The sequence below is a fragment of the Methylibium sp. genome (assembly GCF_965279545.1).
GTDB lineage: Bacteria > Pseudomonadota > Gammaproteobacteria > Burkholderiales > Burkholderiaceae_C > Methylibium.
Window position 1 is genome coordinate 3,541,517 of record NZ_OZ257250.1, and the last position, 23,158, is coordinate 3,564,674.

The 23,158-nt window shown below is 71.8% G+C and carries 27 protein-coding genes; 15 read left to right on the forward strand and 12 right to left on the reverse strand.

Annotation, left to right across the window (positions count from 1 at the left end; genetic code table 11):
* The first annotated feature begins 13 nt into the window (after positions 1–13).
* From ACQY9S_RS16670 to ACQY9S_RS16685, 4 genes are read left to right on the forward strand one after another with little or no spacing between them, the layout of a single operon-like run.
* Positions 14–616: a paraquat-inducible protein A gene (locus ACQY9S_RS16670; protein WP_428421164.1), complete on the forward strand. Its 603-nt coding sequence runs from the start codon at positions 14–16 to the stop codon at positions 614–616.
* Positions 613–1,461, forward strand: a complete 849-nt coding sequence (locus ACQY9S_RS16675) for a paraquat-inducible protein A (protein WP_428421166.1) — start codon at positions 613–615, stop codon at positions 1,459–1,461. Before ACQY9S_RS16670 ends, ACQY9S_RS16675 begins: the two co-directional genes overlap by 4 nt.
* Positions 1,458–3,170, forward strand: coding sequence for an intermembrane transport protein PqiB (locus ACQY9S_RS16680; protein WP_428421167.1), 1,713 nt, complete (start codon positions 1,458–1,460; stop codon positions 3,168–3,170). Before ACQY9S_RS16675 ends, ACQY9S_RS16680 begins: the two co-directional genes overlap by 4 nt.
* The gene (locus ACQY9S_RS16685; RefSeq protein ID WP_428421169.1) at positions 3,167–3,811 is read left to right on the forward strand and encodes a PqiC family protein; all 645 of its coding nucleotides are present in this window, start codon (positions 3,167–3,169) and stop codon (positions 3,809–3,811) included. The genes ACQY9S_RS16680 and ACQY9S_RS16685 overlap by 4 nt, the downstream gene beginning before the upstream one ends.
* Before the next feature lie 25 nt (positions 3,812–3,836).
* Here the strand turns inward: ACQY9S_RS16685 and ACQY9S_RS16690 are convergent, their stop codons facing one another.
* Positions 3,837–3,983: a hypothetical protein gene (locus ACQY9S_RS16690; protein ID WP_428421171.1), complete on the reverse strand. Its 147-nt coding sequence runs from the start codon at positions 3,981–3,983 to the stop codon at positions 3,837–3,839.
* Between the two features lie 186 nt (positions 3,984–4,169).
* The gene (locus ACQY9S_RS16695) at positions 4,170–4,469 is read right to left on the reverse strand and encodes a hypothetical protein (protein WP_428421172.1); all 300 of its coding nucleotides are present in this window, start codon (positions 4,467–4,469) and stop codon (positions 4,170–4,172) included.
* Positions 4,470–4,633: 164 nt separating this feature from the next.
* Between ACQY9S_RS16695 and ACQY9S_RS16700 the strand changes: the two genes are divergently transcribed.
* Positions 4,634–5,113, forward strand: coding sequence for an SET domain-containing protein (locus tag ACQY9S_RS16700; protein WP_428421173.1), 480 nt, complete (start codon positions 4,634–4,636; stop codon positions 5,111–5,113).
* Between the two features lies 1 nt (position 5,114).
* Here the strand turns inward: ACQY9S_RS16700 and ACQY9S_RS16705 are convergent, their stop codons facing one another.
* Genes ACQY9S_RS16705 through ACQY9S_RS16715 form a run of 3 tightly spaced genes read right to left on the reverse strand, consistent with a single transcriptional unit; the run spans position 5,115 to position 8,166 of the window.
* Complete coding sequence (locus ACQY9S_RS16705; protein WP_428421174.1) at positions 5,115–6,140, reverse strand: lysylphosphatidylglycerol synthase domain-containing protein; 1,026 nt, start codon at positions 6,138–6,140, stop codon at positions 5,115–5,117.
* Positions 6,140–7,390 (reverse strand): cardiolipin synthase ClsB, encoded by a 1,251-nt coding sequence (gene clsB / locus ACQY9S_RS16710; protein WP_428421176.1) that lies wholly within the window; start codon positions 7,388–7,390, stop codon positions 6,140–6,142. The genes ACQY9S_RS16705 and clsB overlap by 1 nt, the downstream gene beginning before the upstream one ends.
* Positions 7,387–8,166, reverse strand: coding sequence for an endonuclease/exonuclease/phosphatase family protein (locus ACQY9S_RS16715; RefSeq protein WP_428421178.1), 780 nt, complete (start codon positions 8,164–8,166; stop codon positions 7,387–7,389). Before ACQY9S_RS16715 ends, clsB begins: the two co-directional genes overlap by 4 nt.
* Before the next feature lie 122 nt (positions 8,167–8,288).
* On the opposite strand from ACQY9S_RS16715, the gene ACQY9S_RS16720 reads away from it, so the two are divergent.
* Entirely contained in the window at positions 8,289–8,912 is a 624-nt protein-coding gene (locus ACQY9S_RS16720) for a 3'-5' exonuclease (RefSeq protein WP_428421180.1), read from the forward strand.
* On the opposite strand, the gene ACQY9S_RS16725 is transcribed toward ACQY9S_RS16720, so the two are convergent.
* The gene (locus tag ACQY9S_RS16725) at positions 8,909–10,000 is read right to left on the reverse strand and encodes an IS630 family transposase (protein WP_428421182.1); all 1,092 of its coding nucleotides are present in this window, start codon (positions 9,998–10,000) and stop codon (positions 8,909–8,911) included. The two genes, ACQY9S_RS16720 and ACQY9S_RS16725, sit on opposite strands and share 4 nt — an antisense overlap.
* A 162-nt stretch (positions 10,001–10,162) precedes the next feature.
* On the opposite strand from ACQY9S_RS16725, the gene ACQY9S_RS16730 reads away from it, so the two are divergent.
* Positions 10,163–10,894 (forward strand): sigma-70 family RNA polymerase sigma factor, encoded by a 732-nt coding sequence (locus ACQY9S_RS16730; protein WP_428421183.1) that lies wholly within the window; start codon positions 10,163–10,165, stop codon positions 10,892–10,894.
* Between the two features lie 22 nt (positions 10,895–10,916).
* On the opposite strand, the gene ACQY9S_RS16735 is transcribed toward ACQY9S_RS16730, so the two are convergent.
* On the reverse strand, positions 10,917–11,048 hold the full coding sequence (locus ACQY9S_RS16735; RefSeq protein WP_428421185.1) for a hypothetical protein: 132 nt from the start codon (positions 11,046–11,048) through the stop codon (positions 10,917–10,919).
* Positions 11,049–11,209: 161 nt separating this feature from the next.
* On the opposite strand from ACQY9S_RS16735, the gene ACQY9S_RS16740 reads away from it, so the two are divergent.
* From ACQY9S_RS16740 to ACQY9S_RS16750, 3 genes are all read left to right on the forward strand, one after another.
* Entirely contained in the window at positions 11,210–12,244 is a 1,035-nt protein-coding gene (locus ACQY9S_RS16740) for a M14 family zinc carboxypeptidase (RefSeq protein WP_428425788.1), read from the forward strand.
* Positions 12,241–13,050, forward strand: a complete 810-nt coding sequence (locus tag ACQY9S_RS16745; RefSeq protein ID WP_428421186.1) for an alpha/beta fold hydrolase — start codon at positions 12,241–12,243, stop codon at positions 13,048–13,050. Before ACQY9S_RS16740 ends, ACQY9S_RS16745 begins: the two co-directional genes overlap by 4 nt.
* Positions 13,051–13,198: 148 nt before the next feature.
* Positions 13,199–14,014 carry a transglutaminase-like domain-containing protein gene (locus tag ACQY9S_RS16750; RefSeq protein ID WP_428421188.1) on the forward strand — a complete coding sequence of 272 codons (816 nt, stop codon included), beginning with the start codon at positions 13,199–13,201 and terminating at the stop codon, positions 14,012–14,014.
* Between the two features lie 6 nt (positions 14,015–14,020).
* On the opposite strand, the gene ACQY9S_RS16755 is transcribed toward ACQY9S_RS16750, so the two are convergent.
* Positions 14,021–14,683 (reverse strand): alpha/beta hydrolase, encoded by a 663-nt coding sequence (locus tag ACQY9S_RS16755; RefSeq protein WP_428421190.1) that lies wholly within the window; start codon positions 14,681–14,683, stop codon positions 14,021–14,023.
* A gap of 110 nt (positions 14,684–14,793) precedes the next feature.
* On the opposite strand from ACQY9S_RS16755, the gene ACQY9S_RS16760 reads away from it, so the two are divergent.
* The 3 genes from ACQY9S_RS16760 to ACQY9S_RS16770 all read left to right on the forward strand — a co-directional run bounded on the left by ACQY9S_RS16760 (position 14,794) and on the right by ACQY9S_RS16770 (position 16,562).
* Positions 14,794–15,372, forward strand: a complete 579-nt coding sequence (locus ACQY9S_RS16760; RefSeq protein WP_428421192.1) for an NnrU family protein — start codon at positions 14,794–14,796, stop codon at positions 15,370–15,372.
* Positions 15,373–15,482: 110 nt separating this feature from the next.
* Positions 15,483–15,797 carry a hypothetical protein gene (locus ACQY9S_RS16765; protein WP_428421194.1) on the forward strand — a complete coding sequence of 105 codons (315 nt, stop codon included), beginning with the start codon at positions 15,483–15,485 and terminating at the stop codon, positions 15,795–15,797.
* Positions 15,798–15,908: 111 nt separating this feature from the next.
* Entirely contained in the window at positions 15,909–16,562 is a 654-nt protein-coding gene (locus tag ACQY9S_RS16770) for a DNA-3-methyladenine glycosylase I (protein ID WP_428421196.1), read from the forward strand.
* Positions 16,563–16,608: 46 nt separating this feature from the next.
* Here ACQY9S_RS16770 and ACQY9S_RS16775 read toward each other — a convergent pair whose 3' ends face one another.
* The gene (locus tag ACQY9S_RS16775; protein WP_428421198.1) at positions 16,609–17,247 is read right to left on the reverse strand and encodes a phosphatase PAP2 family protein; all 639 of its coding nucleotides are present in this window, start codon (positions 17,245–17,247) and stop codon (positions 16,609–16,611) included.
* Between the two features lie 327 nt (positions 17,248–17,574).
* Here ACQY9S_RS16775 and ACQY9S_RS16780 point away from each other — a divergent pair, with 327 nt between their 5' ends.
* Both ACQY9S_RS16780 and ACQY9S_RS16785 read left to right on the forward strand, forming a co-directional pair.
* Positions 17,575–19,101: an MFS transporter gene (locus ACQY9S_RS16780; protein ID WP_428421200.1), complete on the forward strand. Its 1,527-nt coding sequence runs from the start codon at positions 17,575–17,577 to the stop codon at positions 19,099–19,101.
* A gap of 5 nt (positions 19,102–19,106) precedes the next feature.
* Positions 19,107–20,123, forward strand: coding sequence for a M48 family metallopeptidase (locus ACQY9S_RS16785; RefSeq protein ID WP_428421202.1), 1,017 nt, complete (start codon positions 19,107–19,109; stop codon positions 20,121–20,123).
* A gap of 28 nt (positions 20,124–20,151) precedes the next feature.
* On the opposite strand, the gene ACQY9S_RS16790 is transcribed toward ACQY9S_RS16785, so the two are convergent.
* From ACQY9S_RS16790 to ACQY9S_RS16800, 3 genes are all read right to left on the reverse strand, one after another.
* A complete protein-coding gene (locus ACQY9S_RS16790) occupies positions 20,152–20,799 on the reverse strand; it encodes an MBL fold metallo-hydrolase (protein WP_428421203.1) in 648 nt (215 codons plus the stop codon).
* Between the two features lie 13 nt (positions 20,800–20,812).
* On the reverse strand, positions 20,813–21,031 hold the full coding sequence (locus tag ACQY9S_RS16795) for a hypothetical protein (RefSeq protein WP_428421205.1): 219 nt from the start codon (positions 21,029–21,031) through the stop codon (positions 20,813–20,815).
* A gap of 136 nt (positions 21,032–21,167) precedes the next feature.
* The gene (locus ACQY9S_RS16800; RefSeq protein WP_428421207.1) at positions 21,168–23,132 is read right to left on the reverse strand and encodes a hypothetical protein; all 1,965 of its coding nucleotides are present in this window, start codon (positions 23,130–23,132) and stop codon (positions 21,168–21,170) included.
* Positions 23,133–23,158: the final 26 nt, after the last annotated feature.

A 23,158-nucleotide genomic window follows, 5' to 3' on the forward strand; every position in this document is an offset into this window, starting at 1 on the left:
TTAGGCTGGCGCCATGAAGGCCTGTCACGACTGCGATGCCCTGCAGCACGAGGTGCTGCTGGAGCCCGGCGGCGTGGCCCGCTGCTGGCGCTGCGACGCGCTGCTCTACCGCGGCCGTGACCACGCGATCGACCGCACGCTGGCGCTGACGCTGGCGGCCACGGCGCTGTTCCTGCTCGCGCTGTCCTTCCCGCTGGTGGAGCTCGACATGCAGGGCAAGCATCACAGCACCACGCTGTGGGGCGCGGTCACCACGCTGTGGCGCCAGGACGTGGCGCTGGTCGCCACGCTGGTCGCGGTGACCACCGTGCTGATGCCCACGCTCGAACTCGGCGCGATGCTGTGGCTGCTGCTGCCGCTGGCGCTGCGGCAGCGGCCGCCGGGCGGCACCTGGGTGCTGCGCGCGCTGCTGCTGGTGCGGCCCTGGGGCATGGTCGAGGTCTTCGTGCTCGGCGTGCTGGTGGCGCTGGTCAAGCTGACGCACATCGCCAGCGTGATCCCGGGCATCGCGCTGTGGTCCTTCGGCGGCCTGATCTGCGTGTTCGCCGCCGCCGCCGCGAACTTCGATGCCGAGCAGACCTGGGAGCGGCTGGGCGAGACGGGGGCGCCGGCATGACTCCGGCGTCGGGCGAGGGGCCGTCGCGGGACGAGCGCTGGGCCGCTCCCGAGCCGGCCCGCGCCAGCCCCGGGACGGGGCTGGCCTTCGGGCCGTCCGAGTCCGCGCCGGCGGACTCGGAGCCGCGGCACTCAGTCCCCTCGGGGGATCGATCGGCGTACCCGTCGAGCGAGGGGCCGTCAGTCCTCACGGCGGCGTGGGCCGGGCTGCTGGTGTGCCAGACCTGCGGCCAGATCAGCCGTCCGGCGCCGGCGCGCCTGCAGTCGATCTGCCCGCGCTGCGGCAGCGAGCTGCATGCCCGCAAGCCGGCCAGCCTGGCGCGCACCTGGGCCTTCCTGATCGCGGCCTCCATCCTCTACATCCCGGCCAACACGCTGCCGGTCATGCGCTCGAGTTCGCTGTTCGGCGCGCAGCAGGACACCATCTGGTCCGGCATCGTGTTCCTGTGGCTCGATGGCTCGTGGTTCCTCGCGGTGCTGGTGTTCGTGGCCAGCATCGTCGTGCCGCTGGCCAAGCTGCTGGTGCTGAGCTGCCTGGCGATCTCGGTGCAGCTCGGCGTGGCCGCGCAGCCGCGGCTGCGCACGCGCCTGTACCGCGCCATCGAGTTCGTCGGCCGCTGGTCGATGCTCGACATCTACGTGGTCACGCTGCTCGTGGGCCTGGTGCAGCTGCAGTCGGTCGCGGCGATCCACGCCGGCCCCGGCGCGGTGGCGTTCGGCGCGGTGGTGGTGCTGACGATGCTCGCCTCGCTGAGCTTCGACCCGCGACTGATCTGGGATGCGGTGGACCGGCCTGCGCCCGCGGTGGCGCCGCGAGCGCATCTCGACCGAGAATGGGGCGCATGAGCGACACGCCGCCCTCTCCGTCGTCCCCCGCGCCCTCGCCCGTGCCGCCGGCCGCCGACCTCCCCGCGGCGGTGGCCGTGCCGCGCCGCCGCAGCCACAGTTATGCGGTCTGGTTGATCCCTATCCTGGCCGCGCTGATCGGCCTGACGCTGGGCGTGCGCGCCTGGCTCGCGACCGGCCCGACGATCACGATCACCTTCCAGACCGCCGAGGACATCGAGCCCGGCAAGACCAAGATCAAGTACAAGAACGTCGACATCGGCGACGTCAAGTCGATCGCGCTGGCGCCCGACGGCAAGGGCGTGATCGTCACGGCCGAGATGGCGCAGGGCGCGCAGAAGCTGCTGCGCGACGACACGCGCTTCTGGGTGGTGCGCGCCCGCTTCGCGGGCAGCGGCATCACCGGCCTGTCGACGCTGCTGTCAGGGGCCTACCTTGGCATCGACATCGGCACCTCCGACGAGTCGCGCCGCGACTTCGTCGGCCTCGACGTCCCGCCCAGTGTCACCGCCGACGAGCCGGGTCGCGAGTTCGTCCTGCACAGCGCCGACCTCGGCTCGGTGGACATCGGCTCGCCGGTGTACTTCCGGCGCGTGCAGGTCGGCAAGGTCACCGCGACCCGCCTCGACGCCGATGGCAACGGCGTCACGCTGCGCGTCTTCGTGTCCTCGCCGCACGAGAAGCACGTGACCGGCAACACGCGCTTCTGGCATGCCAGCGGCCTCGACGTCGCGCTCGATGCCGGCGGCATCAAGCTGCAGACGCAGTCGCTCCTGTCCATCGTGCTCGGCGGCATCGCCTTCGGCCTGCCGGAGTCGGCCGAGCCCGGGGCGGTCGCCGAGGCCGAGCATGGCTTCACGCTGTTCGAGAACCAGGCGCTGGCGATGAAACGTGCCAGCACCGAGGTGACGCCGATGGTGGCCCATTTCGCCGAGTCGCTGCGCGGCCTCGCGCCGGGCGCGCAGGTCGACTTCCGTGGCGTGGTGGTCGGCGAGGTCACGGCCATCGACGTGAGCTACGACCGCGACGCGAAGGAGTTCCGCTTCCCGGTGCAGATGGTGCTGTACCGCGACCGGCTCGGCTCCAAGGTCAGCGCCGCGATCGCGCGCGCGCAGGTCGACCCGGTGGTGCTGATGCGTCGCTCGATCGAGCGCGGCCTGCGCGCCCAGTTGCGCACCGCCAACCTGCTGAGCGGCCAGCGCTACGTGGCGCTCGATTTCTTCCCGCAGGCGCGGCCGGTGAAGCAGGGTGCGCCGGCCGTCGGCCCGGGCGCGGCCGGCGACGTGCCGGCGCTGGAGATCCCCACCGTCTCCGGCAGCCTCGAGGATCTGCAGGCGAGCCTGACCAGCATCGCCAAGCGCATCGAGAACGTGCCGTTCGACGACATCGCGCGCGACCTGCGCACCGCGCTGCAGTCGCTCGACCGCACGCTTCGGCGCGCCGACGGGCTGATCGGCCGGCTCGACGGCCAGCTCGGCGAGCTCGTGCCCGAGCTGAAGGCGGCGATCGCCGACACGCGCCAGACCATGAGGTCGGCCAACAACCTGCTGGCCACCGACACGCCGACGCAGCAGGATCTGCGCGAGGCGCTGCGCGAAGTGGCGCGCGCTGCGCAGTCGATGCGCGAGCTGACCGACTACGTGCAACGCCGCCCGGAATCCCTGCTGCGCGGCAAACCCGGTGAGCCCGGGGAGGGCGGCAAACGATGAAAGCCTTGCAGCGCACCGGGGCGATCCCGTCCTCCGCACCGACCGCCCTGCCGCGGCGGCGTGCCCTGGCGCTCGGTGCTGCGGGGCTGGCGCTGCTCGCGGGCTGCGCCAGCGCGCCGCCCGAGCGCTTCTACCGCCTGGCGACAGCCCCGGTGCCGGCACGGGCCGCAACGACGGGCGAGGGCCCGGTCGTCGTCGTGGGCGCGGTGACGCTGCCCGACCTGGTCGACCGCCCGCAGATCGTCACGCTCGGCGCCGGCAGCCGCGTGGACGTGTCGGAGGCGAACCGCTGGGCCGAGCCGCTGCGGTTCGCGCTCGGCCGCGTCGTCGCCGGGCAGCTGGCCGAGGCGCTCGGCACGCCGTTCGTCTATGCCTATCCGCAGACCGCGGTGGCCGACGCGGCCTTTCGCGTCACGCTGAACGTGCAGCGCTTCGATGCCGAGCGCGGCGTGGCGGTCGACGACGAGCTGCTGTGGACCGTGCGGCGCGTCGCCGACGGCCAACTGCGCTCCGGCCGCAGCAGCGGCCGGGCGGTGCCGGCCGACGCGAGCTACGACGCGCTGGCCGCCGCCCACGTGGCGGCGCTGGCGTCCGTGTCACGCGAGATCGCGCAGGCGATCGGCGAGCTGTCGGCGCGCTGAGCGCGGCGTCGCCTCGGCCGCGGTGTCAGAGCGAGCCGCCTTCTTCTTCCCAGGCCTGCACCGCCTGCCGGTCAAGCGAGCCGTCCCGGCGCGCCGCGCGGCGCGACAGGCTCACGACCAGCTGGGCGGCGAGGCCCGAAGTCAGGGCAAACAGGAGGATCTTGCGCAACATGAGCCTCTCCTTGCGCACCGGGCCACGGCGCGGAGTGCGCGGGCCGCGCGTGCGCGGGTCATGCGGCAAGGATAGGAGGGGGCTCGCGCGGGGTCCGTCGGGCGTTGGCGCGAGCGCGTGTCGGCGTCGTCCGACACGCGGTGTCGGCCGGCGATCTGCTGCACGGCGCGGGGCCGTGCCTGGTGATCAGTTGCCGAAGAACAGGCGGAACACCTCGGGCTCGTGGACCTCGCGGATGTGCAGGCCCTTGACGGTTTCGCGGAACGGTTCCGACGGCGGCAGCAGGTCGAGGCTGGCGGCCATGGTCTCGACCCAGGCCGACGAGGCGGCGTCGATGCGCTCGCCCAGCGGACGCTGACCGAGCACGGTGAGCCGCTGGGTCAACGAGTCGGCGAACGAGGGCAGCTCCTCCCATTCGATCGCGTCGCGGCCGCGCAGCGCGTGATGCGAGGTACGGGGGCTCGGGGTGTGGTGTGCGTAGCTCATGCGGTGCTCACGTCGATAGGTTGATGCGCAGCTTATCGGCAGCGCCCCCCCGACATGAAGGGGAAAAGCAGGGTTTCGTCGGCCCAGTTCGCGCATCGGCGTGAGCAGACGTGACATCCGACGCGTGCTTTGGAAGGCTGCCGACTTGACGCGACAATCGATCCATGCCAAGCCTGCGCCCTGCCGTCCCCCTCGTCGAAGCCCGCGCCGCGGCACCGCGTGTCAAGGGCGTCCCCGCCGACCCGCAGAAGTTCGCGGTCAGCGTGCAGCCCAGCCGCATCGACGGCCAGGGAGCCTTCGCGGCCGAGGCCATCCCGGCGCGCCGCAAGATCGGCGAGATCCGCGGCGAGTCGATCAGCGTGCGCGAGGCGCGCCGGCGTGCCAGGGGCCTGGCGCGCATCATGATCGTCGAGGTGTCGGCGCAGCGCGCCATCGACGCCTCGCAGTCGCAGGATCCGCTGCGTTTCACCAACCACTCGTGCGCGCCGAACGCCTCGCTGCGCATCCGCCAGGGGCGGGTGGAGTTCTATGCGATGCGCGACATCGCGGTGGGCGAAGAACTCTGCGTCGATTACGGCGAGAGCCACCACGAAGGCCGGCTGCGCTGCCGCTGCGGGGCGCCGAACTGCACGGGGCGACTCTGACTCAGCGCTTGGCTCCCAGTCGGCGCGCCTTCAGCTCCATCGCCAGGTAGGCCAGCGTCGCCACCGCCAGCGGACCCAGGTAATAGAGCGCCCGGTAGGCCAGCAGCGCGCCGAGCAGCTCGCTCGTCGGCAGCGCGTGCGACAGCAGCGCGACGAACACCGCCTCCAGCACGCCCAGGCCGGCCGGCACGTGCGTGATCACGCCGGCGACCGCCGCCACCAGCAGCACGCCGAGCACCGTCTGGAAATCGATGCGCTGCTGCAGCAGCACGAACACCAGCGTGACCATCAGCAGCCAGTTGGCCGACGATATCGCCAGCTGCAGCAGTGCGAAGTGGCCCGACGGCAGTTCGAGGCGGTGGCCGCGCAGCGTCCACCCGCGCCGGCGCGAGAAGGTGCACAGCGCCACGTAGCCGATCGCCACCGCGAACAGCAGCGCGCCCAGTCCCTGCAATGCACGACCGTCGAGCTTCCAGTCCGGCGGCGGCGTCAGCGGCCACAGCATGAACACCGTGCCGGCGAGCAGCAGGTAGCCGAGCCAGTTGGTGAGCATGCTCATCGACAGCACGCGCGTGATCACTGCGTTGTCCAGGCCCAGGCGCGCATAGAGCCGGTAGCGGAAGGCCACGCCGCCGACCAGCGAGCCCAGGTTCAGGTTGAACGCGTAGCTGACGAAGGTGATGCCCATCACCGTGCGTCGGGCCAGCCGGTGGCCGGTGCCGTGGCGGCCCAGCAGGTCGAAGCAGCTGTAGAGCGCGTGGCTCGCCACCGCCAGGGCGCCGGCGACCAGCAGGTTCGCGGCCGGCAGCGCGCGCACCGAACTCAGCACCTCGGCCCACTGCACCGTGCGCGCCTGCGTCAGCAGCAGGCCGCCCACCAGCGCGAAGAACGCCAGCGTGGCGATGCGCCGGGCCCACGGCCACCAGGGCCGCGACGCGAGGCCCTGCCGGCTCGCGGCCGGTGGGCGCGGCGCACGGCGCGCGGTCGCGGCCCGCGCCAGCCGGAGGGAGGCGGGGCCGACGCGCATCAGCTGCTCGCCGGCTCGGTGAGGCGGTCGGTGCCGGCGGTGCCGGCGGTGGCGGCATGCGGCGCCGAGGCCAGCCGCGGCGTGTGCGCCGGCAGCCAGCCGGCCCAGGCCGGGTAGTGGCGCAGGAAGTGGAAGACGAAGTAGCTGCGCACCAGCCGCCACAGGCCGGGCTCTTGCAGGTCGGCGGCCGCGATGCGCTTGCAGCGCTGCGCCATCAGGTGCTCGAGCCGCTCGCCGAGCTGCCGGTTGAACGCGCGGTCGCGGATCATCACGTTGGCCTCGAGGTTCAGCGACAGGCTCAGCGGATCGAGGTTGCTGGAGCCGACCGTGGCCCATTCGTCGTCGGCCACCGCGACCTTGCCATGCAGCGGGCGCTCGCAGTACTCGTAGATGTGCACGCCGGCGCGCAGCAGGTGGTGGTAGAGCATCTCGGCGGCCGTCTTCACGATCGCCATGTCGGGCTCGCCCTGCAGGATCAGCGAGACCTCGACGCCGCGCCGCGCGGCGCGGCGCAGCTCCTTCAGCAGCCGGTAGCCGGGGAAGAAATAGGCATTGGCGATCACGAGCCGGTGGCGCGCCGTGCGGATCGCGACGCGATAGTGGCGCTCGATGTCCTGCGGGTGCTCGCGGTTGTCGCGCGTGACGAACATCGCCTGCGCGTCGCCCGCCACGGCCAGCGAAGGCAGCGCTGCCTCGGGCGCGCGGCGCCGGAACCAGCGCCGCGCCGGCTGGCCTTGCCGACCTTGCGCGATGGCCTGCCGCGCGAAGCGCTGGATGTGCGCCACCAGCGGGCCTTCGATCTCCACCGCGTAGTCCTGCTTGGCCTCGGGCCCGAAGTCGGCCAGGTGGTCGGCCGCGTAGTTGATGCCGCCGACGAAGGCGCGCATGCCGTCCACCACCACCAGCTTGCGGTGCATGCGCCGGAACAGGTTGGTGCGCCAGCCGAACAGCCGCGTGCCGGGGTCGAACACGTGCACGCGCACGCCGGCGGCGGTGAGCGCGCCGACGAAGCCGGGCGACAGGTCGGGCGAGCCGTAGCCGTCGACCGTCACGTCGACCTGGGCACCGCGCTGCGCCGCCTGCAGCAGTGCGGCGTGGAGTTCGAGCCCCACCTTGTCCTCGAACAGGATGAAGGTCTCCAGCAGCACCTCGTGCCGGGCCGCGGCGATGGCTTCGAACACGCGCGGGAAGTAGGCCTCGCCGTTCTCCAGCAGGCCGAAGCGGTTGCCGCCGACCCAGCGCCCGTTCACAGCGAGATCTCCGCGGCCAGCGGCGCGTGGTCCGACAGGTGCGACCACGGCCGGCGCGGCAGCACCATCGGCGCGTGCACCGCGGCGTTGCGCACATAGATGCGGTCGAGCTGCAGCAGCGGCCAGCGCGCCGGGAAGGTCCGGGCCGACGCGCCGTCGGCCCGCACGAACACCTCGCGCAGCCCGGCGCAGCGCTCCAGCACGCGGTGGGCGCTGCGGCGCCAGTCGTTGAAGTCGCCGGCCACCACCAGCGGCGCGTCGGGCGGCACCTCGCGCTCGACCAGCTCGCACAGCAGCGCGAGCTGGCGGCGCCGGTGCGACTCCTTCAGGCCCAGGTGTACGCAGACGGCGTGCACGTTGAGCGCGCGGCCCGGCAGCTGCAGCACGCAGTGCAGCAGGCCGCGCTTCTCGGGCCCGCTGATCGACACATCGAGGTTCTGGTGGCGCAGGATCGGAAACTTCGACAGCAGCGCGTTGCCGTGGTGGCCGTGCGGATAGACCGCGTTGCGGCCGTAGGCGAACTGCGGCCAGATCGAATCGGCCAGGAACTCGTAGTGCGACTGCGCCGGCCAGTTGGCGAAGCGCGCCGGGTGCCGCTCGTGCGTGCCCTGCACTTCCTGCAGGAACACCACGTCGGCGCCCACCGTGCGCACGGCGTCGCGCAGCTCGTGCAGGATGAACTTGCGGTTGAAGAAGGTGAAGCCCTTGTGCGTGTTCACGGTCATGACCTTGAACGAGAAAGCGGGCGCGGCGGGACTCATGGCGAGGACAGGCATTGGAAGTTCGGTTGTACAGACCGCCCGGCGCCGGCGCTGTAGGAAGATGGCGCGTGCGGCCGACGGACAGCCGCGCTGGCGCGGCCGCCCGCGGCTCGGGCGACACTCCGCGCTGCCCCGCCATGGAAACCATCGCCGTCATCGACTTCGAAACCACCGGCATCTCGCCGGGCCAGGGCGCGCGCGCCACCGAGATCGCCGCGGTGCTGGTGCGGGGCGGGCAGATCGTCGGGCGCTACCAGAGCCTGATGAACAGCGGCGCCTGGGTGCCGCCCTTCATCGAGCAGCTCACCGGCATCAGCAACCGCATGCTCGAGCGCGCGCCGCCGGCCGAGCGGGTGATGCGCGAGGTGCTTGCCTTCACCGCCGGCTGCCCGCTGGTGGCGCACAACGCCGCCTTCGACCGCGGCTTCTGGCAGGCCGAGCGCGAGCGCGCGGGCTGTGACGAAGACGCGGCGCATGCCTTCGCCTGCACCCTGCTGCTGGCGCGCCGCCTCTACCCCGATGCGCTCAACCACCGGCTCGGCACGCTGGCGCGGCTGCACGCGCTGCCCGACAGCGGCCGTGCTCACCGCGCGCTGGCCGACGCCGAGACCACCGCCCACCTGCTGCTGCGCATGCAGAGCGACCTGCGCCAGCGCTACGCCACCGAGCTCGCCGAGCGCGCGGTCACGCATGCGCTGCTGGCGCGGCTGCAGCGCGCGCAGCGCACCGGGCTGCGGCACTGCCTGGCGGGGTCAGGCTAGTGTCCTGTCCCGTTAATTCGCCCGCACAGGCGGGCGAGCTTGTCTAGGATGGATTCGGCAGTCGCTGTCCATGTGAACGGTTTGCAGGACTGGTTGTAGTTCTGGACGAAGCGATCGATCTTGTCGACCAAGTCCTTGACGCTGGTGAACGAGCCGCGGCGGATCGCGCGGGTCGTGATGATCGAGAAGAAGTGTTCGACTTGGTTGAGCCAACTCGAGTAGGTCGGCACGAAGTGCATGTGCCAGCGCGGGCGCTCGGCGAGCCAGGCGCGCACCTTCGGATGCTTGTGGCTGGCGTAGTTGTCGGCGATGCAATGGACATCGAGTTCGGTGGGCGCGGCCTTGTCGATAGCGCGCAGGAATGCCAGGAACTCTTGATGTCGATGCCGCGGCCGGCATTGAGCCAGCACCTGTCCGCTCATCACGTCCAACGCCGCGAACAGCGTCGTCGTGCCATGGCGAACGTAGTCGTGCGTGACGCCTTCGACATACCCGAAGCCGAGCGGCAGCATCGGCTGCGTGCGCTCCAGCGCTTGGCATTGGCTCTTCTCGTCGACGCACAGCACCAGGGCGTTATCGGGCGGATTCAGGTACAGCCCGACCACATCGCGCAGCTTTTCGATGAAGAACGGGTCTGTCGACAACTTGAACGACTCGACACGATGGGGCTTGAGATTGAACGCTTGCAAGTAGCGTTGAACCGAGCTCTTGCTGATGCCCGTGGCACTGGCCAAGCCGCGCGTGCTCCAGTGCGTGTCGCCGTCGGCGGGCTTGGTGTGCAGCGTAGTCGAGATCAATTCGGCGACGCGTTCATCATCAACCGTGCGCGGGCGACCCGGGCGAAGTTCATCGTACAGGCCCGACAGCCGATGCGCCGCATACCGATCGCGCCACTTCGTGACGGTGCTGCGGTTGATGCCCAGATCACTCGACACACGCAGCGCCGCGGCACCACCTTCACATGCCAAAACGATGCGCGCTCGCAGCGCCAGCGCTGCCGGCAGCGACCGCGAACGCGCAATCGAGACGAGTTCGGCGCGCTCTTCCTCCGTCAGTACGAGCTTGTCCTTCACAGCAACGTTCGGCATGGCAGCATCCCTTCGCAGAATGCCTCAAACCATGCACGGGGCGTGCCTACAAACTATTGGGACAGAACACTAGGGCCTGTTCACGCGACCGGAGGCACACGCCCTGGTGCGCACCCCCGGGACGCGGCCTCAAGTTCGCCGGCGCGGGGCCGACAACACGCCATGACTCCCGCCCTCGCCGAGACCCCGGCCGCCGTGCGCAACGACAAGTTGCACGAGCACAGCGCGCTGGTGCGCCGCATTGCCAAGCGCATGCGCGCGCGGCTGCCGGCGAACGTGGAGATGGACGAGTTGCTGCAGGCCGGCCTGATCGGCCTCAACGAAGCCATCACCCGCTTCGAGGAAAGCTTCGGCGCCAGCTTCGACACCTACGCCTCGCGCCGCATCGAAGGCGCCATGCTCGACAGCCTGCGCGCCACCGACACCCTGTCGCGCGACGCCCGCGCCCACCAGCGCGCCATCCGCGCCGCGGTGCAGGCGCTCGAACACCGCCTGCTGCGCGCCCCGCGCGCGATGGAAGTCGCCAGCGAACTCGGCTGGTCGCTCGCCCGCCTGCACGAGCGCCTGGTCGACGCCGGTGCCGCGGGCCAGCGCGCCGGCGACGCCCCGCTGGGCGACGAGGCCTCGGCCCACGGCGCCGACGACGACCTGCACGCGGCGGCCGACGAGCACGCCGACCCGCTGGCCGCCCTGCAGCGCCGCCAGCGCACCAGCGCCCTTGCGGCCGCCTTCGACACGCTGGAAGAGCGTGAGCGGCTGATGATGACGATGATCTACGAGCGCGGCCTCGACCACCAGGACGCCGCTCAGACCCTGGGCGTGAGCCCCTCGCGCGTGTCGCAGATGCACGCGACCGTGGTGCAGAAGCTCAAGCGGCGCTTGAAGGACTGGTAGCGCGCCGTCGCGCTGTTGCCCGTCAGGCCTCGCGCGAGCCACGCTGCGCCCAGCGCGAACGGCACAGCGCCACGAACTCGATCGCGCCCCACAGCAGGGTGCTGCCCAAGGCCAGCGCAGGGTGGGTGAGGGTCTGTCGGATGAGGCCGGCCATGGAAACTCCCTTGCCTGGGTGGGCCCGGAGCGGGCCGATGTCGGCTGACCCTAGCGGCGCTGTGTGACGCCTTGATGGCAGTGCGGTGAAGCCCGCCGCCGCGCGTGAAGAAGGCCGTGCCGGCGGCGGCGCGCCGCTATCCTGCGGCACTTGTTGCCGGACTGCGCTGCGTGATCCCTCCCGAGCTGGCCGAACTCGCCGAACTGCAGCGCATCGTCCAACAGGGCGGCGCGCAGCTGCAGCAGCGCGTGGTGTGCGAGGTGGATGTCGGCGGGCGCCGCTTTCCGGTCCATGCCATCACGCTGGGCAACCCGGACCCGGACGTGCCGGCGGTCGGTTTCTTCGGCGGCGTGCACGGGCTCGAGCGCATCGGCGCCGAGGTGGTGCTGGCCTGCCTGCGCAGCGTCGTGAACCGCCTGCCCTGGGACGTGCTGCTGCACCGCCAGCTCGAGGTGATGCGTCTGGTCTTCATGCCGCTGGTGAACCCCGGCGGGCTGTGGCGCGGCACGCGCGCCAACCCGCAGGGCGTGGACCTGATGCGCAACGCGCCGGTCGACGCCGACGACCGCGCGCCCTTCCTGATCGGCGGTCAGCGGCTCAGCGCCGGCCTGCCGTGGTACCGCGGCGCGCTCGGCGCGGCGATGCAGGCCGAGAGCCAGGCGCTGTGCCGCGTGGTGGAGGAGGAGTTGCTGACGCGGCGCTTCAGCATCGCGGTCGACTGCCATTCGGGCTTCGGCCTGCGCGACCGCATCTGGTTCCCGTACGCGCACACCGCGCGGCCGATCCCGCACCTGCCGGAGATGCACGCGCTCAACCGCCTGCTCGACCAGACCCACACCCACCACCGCTATGTGTTCGAGCCGCAGAGCCGCCAGTACCTGGCGCACGGCGACCTGTGGGACCACCTCTACCTGCGCGCCTGCGAGCCGCCCGGTCGCGTGTTCCTGCCGCTGACGCTGGAGATGGGCTCGTGGCTGTGGGTCAAGAAGAACCCGCGCCAGCTGTTCACGCGCCAAGGCCTGTTCAACCCGCTGATCGAGCACCGTCAGCAGCGCGTGCTGCGGCGCCACGTGGCGTGGCTGGACTTCATCGCCCGCGCCGCCTGCGGCCACGCCGGCTGGCTGCCGCGGGGCGCGGCGCGCGCCCGGCACCAGGAGCAGGCGCTGGAGCGCTGGTACCGGAGCGCGCGGCGGTGAGCACGTCCGCGCAGGCCGCGGTCCCGGCGACGCATACCGCTCCGTGGGTGCTGCTGCGCGGACTGACGCGCGAGGCACGGCACTGGGGCGAATTCGCTGCGCTGTTGCGCGCCGTGCAGCCCGGTGCGCCGGTCATCGCGCTCGACCTGCCGGGCAACGGCGGGCTGCATGCGCAGCGCAGCCCGGCCAGCGTGCCGGCGATGGCGGCGCACTGCCGCGCCGCGCTGCAGGCGATGGGCGTGGCGCCGCCCTACCGCGTGCTGGCGATGTCGCTCGGCGCGATGGTGGCGGTGGCCTGGGCGCATGCTCAGCCGCGGGAGCTGGCCGCGGCGGTGCTGATCAACACCAGCCTGCGGCCCTTCGGCGCCTTTCATCAGCGGCTGCGGCCGTCGCAATACGCGACGCTGCTGCGGCTGGCGCTGACCGGCGCCGACGCCGCCGAATGGGAGCGCAGCATCCTGGGACTGACCAGCCAGCGCCGCCTCGGCACGGCGGAACGCGACGCGCTGCTGGGCGCGTGGACGGCGTGGCGGCGTGAATCTCCGGTGTCTGGCGCCAATGCGCTGCGACAGCTGCTCGCCGCTGCACGCTATCGTGCGTCGCAGTCCCGCCCCGCGGTGCCCTTCCTGGTGCTCGCGAGCACACACGATGCGCTGGTCGATCCGCGCTGCTCGCGCCGGCTGGCGCAAGCGTGGGCACTGCCGATCGCCGAGCATCCGACCGCGGGCCACGACCTGCCGCTCGACGACGGCCCGTGGGTTGCACGGCAGGTCGAGCGTTTCGTGTGCACCTTGAAGGCGCCCTAGCGTCGCGGTTTGGTGCGCGTCCGACAGCCACGCGGCGTGCTGTCTCACAACGCCTTGCGTCATTTACTGCAGTGAGCGCGGTGCATGCGGCGCACACTCGACCGACAGGCGCTCGATCTCCCGGCGTCCCTTCCTCAGGAGCCACGCCGTGCTGATCAAGATCGGATTCGACATCGAGCTGTCCGTCGCATCGCCGATGACGCTCATCCACCTGCTGCATGTGCACCCGTCGCGCAGCCACGATCTGGTGGCGCCGGAGAATCTCTGGATCACGCCGTACTTCGGCAACGACGAGTACGTCGACGCCTTCGGCAACCAATGCGGGCGCGTCAACGTGCCGCCGGGGGTCGGCTCGGTGCGCTTCACGAACGAAGCGGTCGTGCGCGACTCCGGCCTGCCCGACCAGACCGCCTACGGGGCCTACCAGCACGACCCGCGCGAGCTGCCGGTGGCGACGCTGCAGTTCCTGCTGCCCAGTCGCTACTGCGAAGTCGACAGCGAGCTGCTGAACTTCGCCTGGAACCAGTTCGGCAACACCCCGCTGGGCTGGGCCCGGGTGCAGGCGATCTGCGACTTCGTGCACGGGCACATCCGCTTCGACTACCAGGCGGCACGCGCGAACCGCACCGCGCTCGAAGGCTTTCGCGAGCGCACCGGCGTGTGCCGCGACTTCGCGCACCTGGCCGTCACGCTGTGCCGCTGCATGAACATCCCGGCGCGCTACGTCACCGGCTACCTCGGCGACATCGGCATCCCGCCGGTGCCCTACCCGATGGACTTCAGCGCGTGGTTCGAGGTCTACCTCGGCGAGCAGTGGTACACCTTCGATGCGCGCCACAACAAGCCGCGCATCGGCCGCATCGTGATGGGCCGCGGCCGCGATGCGGGCGACGTTCCCCTCACCATGGCCTTTGGGCAGAACCAGCTGGTGCGCTTCGAGGTGACGACCGAAGAGGTGTGGTGATCCGGCTCAGGCCAGCACGCGCAGCAACCAGCGATTGAGGTCCACGATCTCCTGCGGGCACACCGAGTGCTGCATCGGGTACTCGTGCCACTCGACCGCACAGCCCAGCGCCTGCAGCGCATCGCGCGACGCGGTGGCGCGCGGCAACTGGATCACCGGGTCGTCGCGGCCGTGGGCCAGGAAGATCGGCACGTCGGCATTCGCGGCACTGCGCTCGGCGGCGGTCGTCGCGGCCAGCGGCAGGTAGCCGGACAGCCCTGCCAGCCCGGCCAGCCGCTCGCCGTGGCGCAGGCCGGTCAGCAGGGTCATCGCGCCGCCCTGCGAGAAGCCGGCGAGCACGATGCGCGAGCTCGGCATGCCGCGCGCGTTCTCGCGCTCGATCAGGGCCCGCACTTGCAGCAGCGAGGCGCGCAGGCCCGCCTCGTCTTCGTGGCGTGCCAGGTCGGTGCCGAGGATGTCGTACCAGGCGCGCATCACGTAGCCGCCGTTGATCGTGACCGGGCGCGTCGGTGCGTGCGGGAACACGAAGCGCGCGCCACCGACCGCGTCGAGGTCGAGCTCTTCGCAGATCGGCACGAAGTCGTTGCCGTCGGCGCCCAGTCCGTGCAGCACGATGACGCTGGCCTTCGGCTGGTCGGTGGTCTGGATCTCGAGGGAGTCGAGCGGCATCGTGGGCTCTCGGAGGGTTCGGTAAGGAGGGCGGATTCACGGTGATGCTAACCGTGGCATGCGAGTGCCGTCGCCTGCGGTACGCTCGCGCGCAGCAACCGGAGCCTGCCATGCTGGTCCTGATCCTCGGCCTTGTTCTGTTCCTCGCCCCGCACTCGGTGCGCATCGTCGCGGAGCCCTGGCGCACGCGCACGCTGGCGCGTGTCGGCGAGGCGCGCTGGAAGGGCGTGTACGCGCTCGTCTCGATCGTCGGCTTCGTGCTGATGGTGTGGGGCTACGGCCTGGCGCGGCAGCAGCCGGTGGAGTTGTGGACGCCGCCGGTCGCGATGCGCCACATCGCGGCGCTGCTGACGCTGCTGGCCTTCGTGCTGGTCGCGGCGGCCTATGTGCCGGGCAACGGCCTCAAGGCGAAGCTGCACCACCCGATGGTGATCGGTGTCAAGACCTGGGCCTTCGCGCACCTGCTGGCCAACGGCAACCTGGCCGATGTGCTGCTGTTCGGCGCCTTTCTGGTGTGGGCGGCCCTGAGCTTTCGTGCTGCCCGCGGGCGCGACCGCGCGGCGGGGGTGCAGTACCCGCCCGGCCGCAGCGGCGCGACGGTGCTCACGCTGGTCGTCGGCGTGGTCGCATGGGCGGTGTTCGCCTTCTGGGGCCACGCCGCATTGATCGGGGTGCGGCCGTTCGGTTGACGGAAGCGCAGGCCCCGGCTGCGCGGCACTGCAGCCACCCCTCGGGGGGATCTCGGTCGGCAGCGGGCGGCTGTTCCGCCTCCTGGGGGCCCCCGCCGAGGGGCCCCCTCGTGCCCGCCCTCGGGGCGATGGTGGCGGTGCGCGGTCGCGGCGACATTGAAGGCACACCGCTCACGGAGGCCTTCATGCTCAGCTTCAACTTCAGCACCCGCCTGTTCTCCCGCTCGCCGTCGGCCCTGGACGCGGTGCGGGCGCGCCGCGCCGCACGCGACGAGACCGACCTTGCCGAACTCGAGGAAGGCCTGCCCGCTTGCGGCTGGTTCGACTCGAGCTACGAGCTGCACCGTGGCCTCGCGGTCACCGAGCACGGCGGCCTGGAGGACGATGCCGCGGTGGCGCTGGCGGTGTCGATCTGGCTGCATTGACGGGTGCCACCGGCTGCCGCCTCCCTTGGAGGGGGTCTTGCTCCCGCTCCAGCGGCAGCCAGGCAGATCCGCGGCGCACCCAGGCATGATGCGCGCCGAGGAGTTCGCCGCATGAGCAAGATCTTGCCCCCGGGCCTGTTCGACACGGCCGCCGACGGCGCGCCGCGCTGCGCCTGGTGCGCGGCCAGCCCGGCGTATCAGCACTACCACGATCACGAGTGGGGTTTCCCCGTCACCGACGACCGGCGCCTGTTCGAGAAGCTCTGCCTCGAAGGCTTCCAAGCCGGCCTGAGCTGGCTCACGATCCTGAACAAGCGCGAGAACTTCCGCGCCGCCTTCGCCGATTTCGATGCCGAGCGGCTGGTGCGCTACACCGCGCGCGACGTCGAACGGCTGCTGGGCGACGCCGGCATCGTGCGCCACCGCGGCAAGATCGAGTCGACCCTCAACAACGCACGGCGCGTGCTCGAACTGCGCGCCGAGTTCGGTTCGCTGGCCGCCTACGCCTGGGACCGCGAGCCCGCGCCGGCCTCGCGCCCGAAGCGCATGACGCTCGAGGCGCTGAAGGCGCAGACGACCTCGGCCGAATCGGTGGCGATGAGCAAGGACCTGAAGAAGCGCGGCTGGAGCTTCGTCGGCCCGACCACCGTCTATGCCTTCATGCAGGCGATGGGCCTGGTCAACGACCACCTCGACGGCTGCCACGTGCGCGAGCAGGCGCTTGCGGCACGGCGGCGCCAGCGGGCTTCATTGCGGGCCGGCTGAGCCCCGGCATGGGGCGGCCGCGGCGGGCCCGCAGCCGGGGGTACCGCTAGCCCGGCAACCGTGCCCGGTGCAGATCGGCACGGGTGTAGAGCTGATCGCGGTCCGACAGCTTCTTGGCCAGCCGCTGCACCATGCCGTGCGTGCCGGACGGTGCGGCGACCACCGGCATCAGCGTCAACCACGCGGCCAGACCCAGCCAGAGCCAGTGCCGCGGAATCGGCGGCGGCTGGCGGGTCTCCAGCGCCAGCGCGGTCGCGCTGGCCGCCGCACCCACGGCGAAGCCCAGCACGACCTCCGAACCCGAATGCGCGCCGATGATGACCCGCGACAGCGAGACCAGCGCCGCCAGTGCATAACCGGCCCCGATCGCCCAGCGCGGCGGCACGGCCACCGGGCTGCACAGCGTGCGCAGCAGCACCGGGTAGATCGCGGCCGCCAGCATGGCGTGCCCCGAGAGGCCGGTGAAATCGAGCGACACGCTGCCCAGGCCCCAGCCCATGAAGGCGACCTTGGTCACCAGCGTGAGGAAGGCGGCCGAGCCCAGCAGGGCCAGCCAGGCGAGCAGCGGACGCCGGCTCGGCGTCGCCCACCACCACCACAGCGCGGTGCTCAGCGCCATCGGGATCACGATGCCGGATTCGCCGAAGCGCGTGAACCAGTGCCAGAGAAGCATGACGAACGTCATCAGGTAGTCGATTCTCGAAAACGCAAGAAAAGGAAACGGGCCGCACTGCCAGGCGCGGCCCGTGAACGGGACAGCGCAGCGCTGGTGCCACGCTCGAAGGCCGAGGGTCTTTTCGTTTCGCCCAGGGCCTCCCTCTCGCTCGAAGCATTGTCTGCCATGAGGACCTCCGTCGCGATCACCAACACCAGGGGGAGCGGCGTCCTCATCGCCGGGTCTTTCACAAGCGAGAAATAGGCCACGTCCGGCAGCCGGCGGGCAAGGGTCCGAGGGCGGTTTCCTCGCGGGCGAGGGGCGCTGGTGCCGAGAGCCCTCCCTAGAATGCCCCGGATGACCGCCGTGCCCCCTGTTGTGCCCGTTTCGACCACGGCCCGTCCCGCCCACCGGCGCAAGCTGTTCTGGGTGGCGCTGCTGTACTTCAGCGAGGGCCTGCCGCTGGGCGTGTTCTTCGACCTGTTCCCGGTCTACTTCCGCCAGCAGGGCGTGAACCTGGCCGACATCGGCCTGTTGTCGCTGCTGGGCCTGGCCTGGACGGTGAAGTTCCTGTGGGCGCCGGCGGTCGACTGGGCGCGGCACCACCGCTGGTGGGTCGCCGCCGCCAACCTCGGCATGGCGGCGGTGATGGTCGCGTTCGCGATCGCCGGGCTGGCGCTCGGGCCCTGGGTGTGGGTCGCGATCGGCGGCTTCACGGTGCTGTCGGCCACCAACGACATCGCCACCGACGGCTACACGATCGAGCTGCTCGACCAGCGCGAGTACGGCATGGCGAACGGCCTGCGCATCGGCTTCTACCGCGCCGGCATGCTGACCGCAGGCGTGTTGCTGATGGTCTCGGGCGCGCTCGGCTGGGGCGCGGCCTACACGCTGGGCGCGCTGGTGTTCGGCCTCAACGCCGGCATGGCGCTGCTCGCGCCGCCGGAGAAGCCGCGCGTCGGCGCGCCGCCCAGCACCGTCGCCAAGGAATTCGGCCTGCTGCGCGGGCAACCCGGCTTCCTGGTGGCGCTCGGCCTGGTGCTGGCCGGCCTGCTGTGGCCGGTGCTGGGGCCGCTGGCGCGGGCGACGCACTGGAGTGCCGTGGAGGCGGTGAGCGCCACGTGGTGGTTCCGCGGCGCGCTGCCGGTCGGCCTGATGTTCGCCGGTGCGGCGCTGCTGGTGCGGGCGGCGCGGGCACCGCAGGCCCTGGCGCTGCGCGACGGGCCGGTGTTCGGCGCCTGGGTCGAGCTGCTGTTGCGGCCCGGCATGGTGGCGGTGCTGGCCTTCATCCTGCTGTTCAAGCTCGGCGACGCCGCCATGGGCTTCATGGTCAAGCCGTTCTGGGTCGATGCGGGCTTCAGCGCGGCGCAGATCGGCTTCGTCAGCGTCAACCTCGGGCTCGCGCTGTCGATCGCCGGCGGCCTGGTCGGCGGCTGGTACGTCGACCGGCGCGGCATCTTCCGCGGCCTGTGGGTGCTGGGGCTGTGGCAGGCGCTGTCCAACCTCGGCTATGCCGGTGCGGCGCACCTGGTGCCGCTGCTGACGCCCGGTGCCGCGGCGACGATCGGCGTCGAGCCGCTGCACCAGGCGATGGTCTACGCAGCCAGCGCGCTGGAGAGCTTCACCGGCGGGCTGGGCACCGGCGCCTTCCTCGCCTTCCTGATGGGCATCACCAGCAAGGCGCGCGCGACCACCGAGTACGCGATCCTGTCCAGCATCTTCGCCTTCAGCCGCGCGGTGGCCGGCTGGGCCGGCGGCATCGGTGCGCAGGAACTGGGCTACGCGAGCTACTTCTTCCTCACCTTCTGGCTGTCGTTCCCGGCCTATCTGTTGCTGCCGGCGGTGCGCCGGATGCTGGAACGCGAAGCTGCTCCCGGAGTCTGAAAACCATGAGCCTGTCGACCCCCTCGTCCCGTTACCACTGCAGCCTGTGCGCGGCTTTGTCGCGGCTCGGTGCGCAGCATGCCGCGGCGCAGTGCGCGCCACCGCAGCCGCAGCGCCGCCGCTTCGCGGCCGCGCTGCTCGGCGCCGGTGCCGGTCTGGCACTGCCGGCGGCCGCGCGCGAGGGCGTCGACGTCGGCAAGCAGTCGGGCTTCTCGAAACTGGTGTCGGCCGAACAGGTGGAGCAGGCGGCGACCCAGCAGTACGCGCAGTTGCTGCAGGAGGCGCGCGGCAAGAACGCGCTGGTGTCCGGCGACAACACGCAGACGGTGCGGCTGCGCTTCGTCGCGCAACGCATCATCCCGTTCACGCCGGAATGGAACGCGCGCGCGCCGGGCTGGAAGTGGGAGGTCAACCTGCTGGCCAGCAAGCAGATCAACGCCTTCTGCATGCCGGGCGGCAAGATCGCCTTTTACACCGGCCTGATCGAGCAGCTCAAGCTGACCGACGACGAGGTCTCGATGGTGATGGGCCACGAGGTCGCGCATGCGCTGCGCGAGCATGCACGCGAGCGCATGGGCAAGTCGGCCGCGACCAACATCGGCCTCGAGCTGGGCGCCGCACTGCTCGGCCTGGGCAATGCCAGCCGCACGATCGCCGGCATGGGCGCGCAGCTGCTGCAGCTCAAGTTCAGCCGCGACGACGAGTCCGAGGCCGACCTGGTCGGCATGGAGCTGGCCGCGCGCGCCGGCTACGACCCGCGCTCCGGCGTGAGCCTGTGGACCAAGATGGGCCAGGCGACCGGCGGCGCTGGCGGGGGCAGCGGCAGCAAGCTGGCCGAGTACGGCTCGACCCACCCGCAGGGGCCGACGCGCATCCACGACATCGAAGCCAACCTGCCCAAGGTGATGCCCTTGTACGAGCGCGCGCCCAAGCCCACGCAACGCTGGGATGCCGGCCTCGGCGACAGCGGTGACCGCAAGGCCAACAAGCCGGCGACGCCGGGCCGCGAGCAGGCGCGCTGAAGGTCGCCCCGCCGGTGCGATTGGAGGATCAGGCGTCGCGCACGTAGGGGTTGTGACGCCGCTCGTGGCCGAAGCTGCTCTGCGGCCCGTGGCCGGGGATGAACACGGTGTCGTCGCCGAAGGGCCAGAGCTGGGTGCGGATCGAGCGGACCAGCGTGTCGAAGTCGCCCTGCGGGAAGTCGGTGCGGCCGATGCCGCCGGCGAACAGCACGTCACCGACGAAGGCCCGCCCCGCCTCGCGCGACACGAACACCACGTGGCCCGGCGTGTGGCCCGGGCAGTGCCGCACTTCGAGCGCGCACTCGCCCAGCGTCACGCGGTCGTCGGCGCCGCCCTCGCAGAGCCAGCGCGTCGGCGTGAAGGGCTCGCTGGGCGGGAAGCCGAACATCCGGCTCTGCTGCGCCATGGCGTCGATCCAGAACTGGTCGCCCGCGTGCGGGCCGATGATCGGCAGGCCGTCTTCGCGGGCGAGCTGCGCCGTGCCGCCGGCGTGGTCGATGTGCGCGTGGGTCAGCCAGATCGCTTCGAGCGCCAGGCCCAGGCGCGCGGCTTCGGCGCGCAGCCGCGGCAGTTCGCCGCCGGGGTCGATGACGGCCGCCCGGCGGGTGGCCTCGCACCAGACGATGGAGCAGTTCTGCTGGAAAGCGGTGACCGGGACGGTGAGGTACCGGAGCATGCGGCGGCGGGCCTTACTTCTTGCCGGCCAGCCCGACGATCAGCACCAGCGCGCCGACGCCGAGCAGCAGGTAGCCGACCACCGGCGCGGGCTTCTTCTGGTCGGTCGTCGTGATCTCCAGCGGCCCGAGCTTGGCGACGGTCTCCTGCCTGTCGAAGCTCAGGACGCCGGTCGAGATCAGGCCGCCGACGATGAGCAGCAGGATGCCGACGATGAGGGCGGGGGTGCGCATGGTGTGTCTCCGGTGGAAGGTCTGTGCAGGCCCGTAGTCTGCACGACCCGCCGCCCGCCGCCTCGACGTGCTCCTGCGCACGCCGGCGCCGAGGCAGCCGAACACGCCGCGTGCGTTCGGCGTGGCGCGCTCGCGCCTACAGCTGCCCCGGTCGCAGCTGGAGGTCGAAGCGCAGGCCGCTGTTGGCCTCGCCGCGACCGACGCGCTTGCGCCGCCCGACCCACAGCAGCGCGCGGCCGTCGGCGGTGCGGGCGTACTGGAAGCGCCGCTCCACCACCACGCCGCTGCGGCCGACCTCCTCTTCGGCGATGCGCAGCGGCGCTTCCTGCCAGGGCAGCACGCTGGTGTCGGTGCGCAGCAGCTGGCCGCGCGGGTGGAAGGCGAACACGGCCAGGTCCGCGGCGCGGCCCGGGTCGATCGGCGTCAGCGGCTCGACGAACTCGCCCGCGGCGGCGAGCCGTTCGAGAAACGCCTCGAGCCCCGGTGTCGCGGCCAGTGCCTCGGCGTCCTGGCGGTAGAAGCGCTTCATGCCGCCGCGCAGCAGGTGGATGTCGAGCGACAGGTTGCCGGCCTCGCGCGCCGGCAGCAGCGGCAGCCAGTGGCTGGGCACCGAGGTCATCAGCCGGTACAGCAGCGGCGCATTGCTGCTGGCCACGCTGGGCTGCTGGCGGATCGAGTAGCGCTGGTCTTCGAGCGCGCGGTCCAGCGGCTCGCCGCTCGTGCCCTGCACGCGCTTCTCGATCGCCCACACCAGGTTGGCCATCTCGTCGCGCGCGAAGGCCACTTCTTCGAGCGGATCGCCCTCCAGCGTGTCCGACAGCGGTGGCGGCAGGAACAGCCAGCCGCCGTCGGCGCTGTCGTTCGCGCCGCTCGCGGGGCTCAAGCCCTGCAGACGCCAGGGCACGCCGTCATCGGCGGCCACCGGCGCGATCTCGGTGACGATGCCGAAGGTGTCGGTCACGCTCATCGCGCTCACGCGGTACAGCCCGCCGGCCAGCAGGCGCGCGGGCACCATGAACCAGTCGTTGCCGTGCACCAGCGCGTACTCGGCCACCATCATGCGCACCAGGTCCAGCTTGGCCGCGTCGATGCGCGCGAAGTTGACGCGCGCGTCCTCGAACTCCCAGTAGCGCGAGGCCGGCATGCCGGGGTACTGCACCGGCGTCGCGAAGGAGCGGCGCGGCGCGGCGTCGTCGAGCAGCGGCACCTCGCCCGGCATCAGCGTGCGCGGGCTGTCGGCGGCGAGGTCGAAGTCGTGCCAGTCGATGCGGCCGTCGACGTACTCCTGCGCATCGAGCCGCCAGCGCTGCGCGGTGCCGCCTGCGCCGCGGCCGGCGGCGAGCTCGAAGGCGTACTCCTGGTGCTCGGGCAGCCAGGCGGCGGTGTCGCCTTCGAACACGAAGTCCTCGACCCACGCCAGCCACTGCGCGAGCACCGGCTGCGCGGCGGCGCCGAGCCCGGCGGCGGCCAGTTCGGCCGGCAACCCGGCAAGCGTGCCGTCGGCCTGGCGCAGCGGGCGCAGGGCCGCGGCCAGCGCTGCGGCATCGATGCTGCCGTCGCGCAGCAGCAGATGCCACAGCATGCCGGCCGGGTCGCTCAGCGGATCGGCGGGCTCCGGCACGGCCAGCGGGAAGACGCCGCGCACCGACTCGGCGAGCGCCGGCTGGCCGGCGTCGGTGGCCAGGCGCGCCAGCATGCGGCCGGCTTCGGCCAGCGCGCGGCGGTGCGGTTGTCGCGCGGCGAACACCGGCTCGGCCTCGACCAGGGTCTCGAGCGGTGGATGGCCGAGCGCCGGATCGCCGAGGGCGCGAAAGCTGTCGGCCGCCGGGTCGCGCCCCGGCGCCCAGCCGAGCACCGCCGTGCCTTCGATCCGGTAGCTGACCTCCAGCGGCGAGCCGGCGTCCTCGCCCGCGAGCTCGCCGAACTGCCATTGACGGCCCAGCATCCACAGCGGATCGGCCACGCGCGCGGCGAGCGCCTCGTCGTAGCCGTCGGCCGCCGGGTCGACCTCCAGCCGGTACAGCGTGGTGATCGCGGCGACGACCGCCTGCAGTTGCTCGGCCGCCGCAGCCGCCAGCACCGTCTTGTCGAATTGCATCATGGTCGGGGTCCTTCGCGCCGCTGGCC

Excerpts from the sequence above, each read along its gene's own strand:
- ACQY9S_RS16695 (WP_428421172.1), bottom strand. The coding sequence starts at position 4,469 with ATGAGCTACGCACACCACACCCCGAGCCCCCGTACCTCGCATCACGCG.
- ACQY9S_RS16700 (WP_428421173.1), top strand. The coding sequence starts at position 4,634 with ATGCCAAGCCTGCGCCCTGCCGTCCCCCTCGTCGAAGCCCGCGCCGCG.
- ACQY9S_RS16775 (WP_428421198.1), bottom strand. The coding sequence starts at position 17,247 with ATGACGTTCGTCATGCTTCTCTGGCACTGGTTCACGCGCTTCGGCGAA.
- ACQY9S_RS16690 (WP_428421171.1), bottom strand. The coding sequence starts at position 3,983 with ATGTTGCGCAAGATCCTCCTGTTTGCCCTGACTTCGGGCCTCGCCGCC.
- ACQY9S_RS16705 (WP_428421174.1), bottom strand. The coding sequence starts at position 6,140 with ATGCGCGTCGGCCCCGCCTCCCTCCGGCTGGCGCGGGCCGCGACCGCG.
- ACQY9S_RS16760 (WP_428421192.1), top strand. The coding sequence starts at position 14,794 with ATGCTGGTCCTGATCCTCGGCCTTGTTCTGTTCCTCGCCCCGCACTCG.
- ACQY9S_RS16670 (WP_428421164.1), top strand. The coding sequence starts at position 14 with ATGAAGGCCTGTCACGACTGCGATGCCCTGCAGCACGAGGTGCTGCTG.
- ACQY9S_RS16780 (WP_428421200.1), top strand. The coding sequence starts at position 17,575 with ATGACCGCCGTGCCCCCTGTTGTGCCCGTTTCGACCACGGCCCGTCCC.
- ACQY9S_RS16715 (WP_428421178.1), bottom strand. The coding sequence starts at position 8,166 with ATGCCTGTCCTCGCCATGAGTCCCGCCGCGCCCGCTTTCTCGTTCAAG.
- ACQY9S_RS16770 (WP_428421196.1), top strand. The coding sequence starts at position 15,909 with ATGAGCAAGATCTTGCCCCCGGGCCTGTTCGACACGGCCGCCGACGGC.
- ACQY9S_RS16680 (WP_428421167.1), top strand. The coding sequence starts at position 1,458 with ATGAGCGACACGCCGCCCTCTCCGTCGTCCCCCGCGCCCTCGCCCGTG.
- ACQY9S_RS16720 (WP_428421180.1), top strand. The coding sequence starts at position 8,289 with ATGGAAACCATCGCCGTCATCGACTTCGAAACCACCGGCATCTCGCCG.
- ACQY9S_RS16785 (WP_428421202.1), top strand. The coding sequence starts at position 19,107 with ATGAGCCTGTCGACCCCCTCGTCCCGTTACCACTGCAGCCTGTGCGCG.
- ACQY9S_RS16675 (WP_428421166.1), top strand. The coding sequence starts at position 613 with ATGACTCCGGCGTCGGGCGAGGGGCCGTCGCGGGACGAGCGCTGGGCC.
- ACQY9S_RS16795 (WP_428421205.1), bottom strand. The coding sequence starts at position 21,031 with ATGCGCACCCCCGCCCTCATCGTCGGCATCCTGCTGCTCATCGTCGGC.
- ACQY9S_RS16735 (WP_428421185.1), bottom strand. The coding sequence starts at position 11,048 with ATGGCCGGCCTCATCCGACAGACCCTCACCCACCCTGCGCTGGCCTTG.
- ACQY9S_RS16790 (WP_428421203.1), bottom strand. The coding sequence starts at position 20,799 with ATGCTCCGGTACCTCACCGTCCCGGTCACCGCTTTCCAGCAGAACTGC.
- ACQY9S_RS16755 (WP_428421190.1), bottom strand. The coding sequence starts at position 14,683 with ATGCCGCTCGACTCCCTCGAGATCCAGACCACCGACCAGCCGAAGGCC.
- ACQY9S_RS16730 (WP_428421183.1), top strand. The coding sequence starts at position 10,163 with ATGACTCCCGCCCTCGCCGAGACCCCGGCCGCCGTGCGCAACGACAAG.
- ACQY9S_RS16685 (WP_428421169.1), top strand. The coding sequence starts at position 3,167 with ATGAAAGCCTTGCAGCGCACCGGGGCGATCCCGTCCTCCGCACCGACC.
- ACQY9S_RS16725 (WP_428421182.1), bottom strand. The coding sequence starts at position 10,000 with ATGCCGAACGTTGCTGTGAAGGACAAGCTCGTACTGACGGAGGAAGAG.
- ACQY9S_RS16800 (WP_428421207.1), bottom strand. The coding sequence starts at position 23,132 with ATGATGCAATTCGACAAGACGGTGCTGGCGGCTGCGGCGGCCGAGCAA.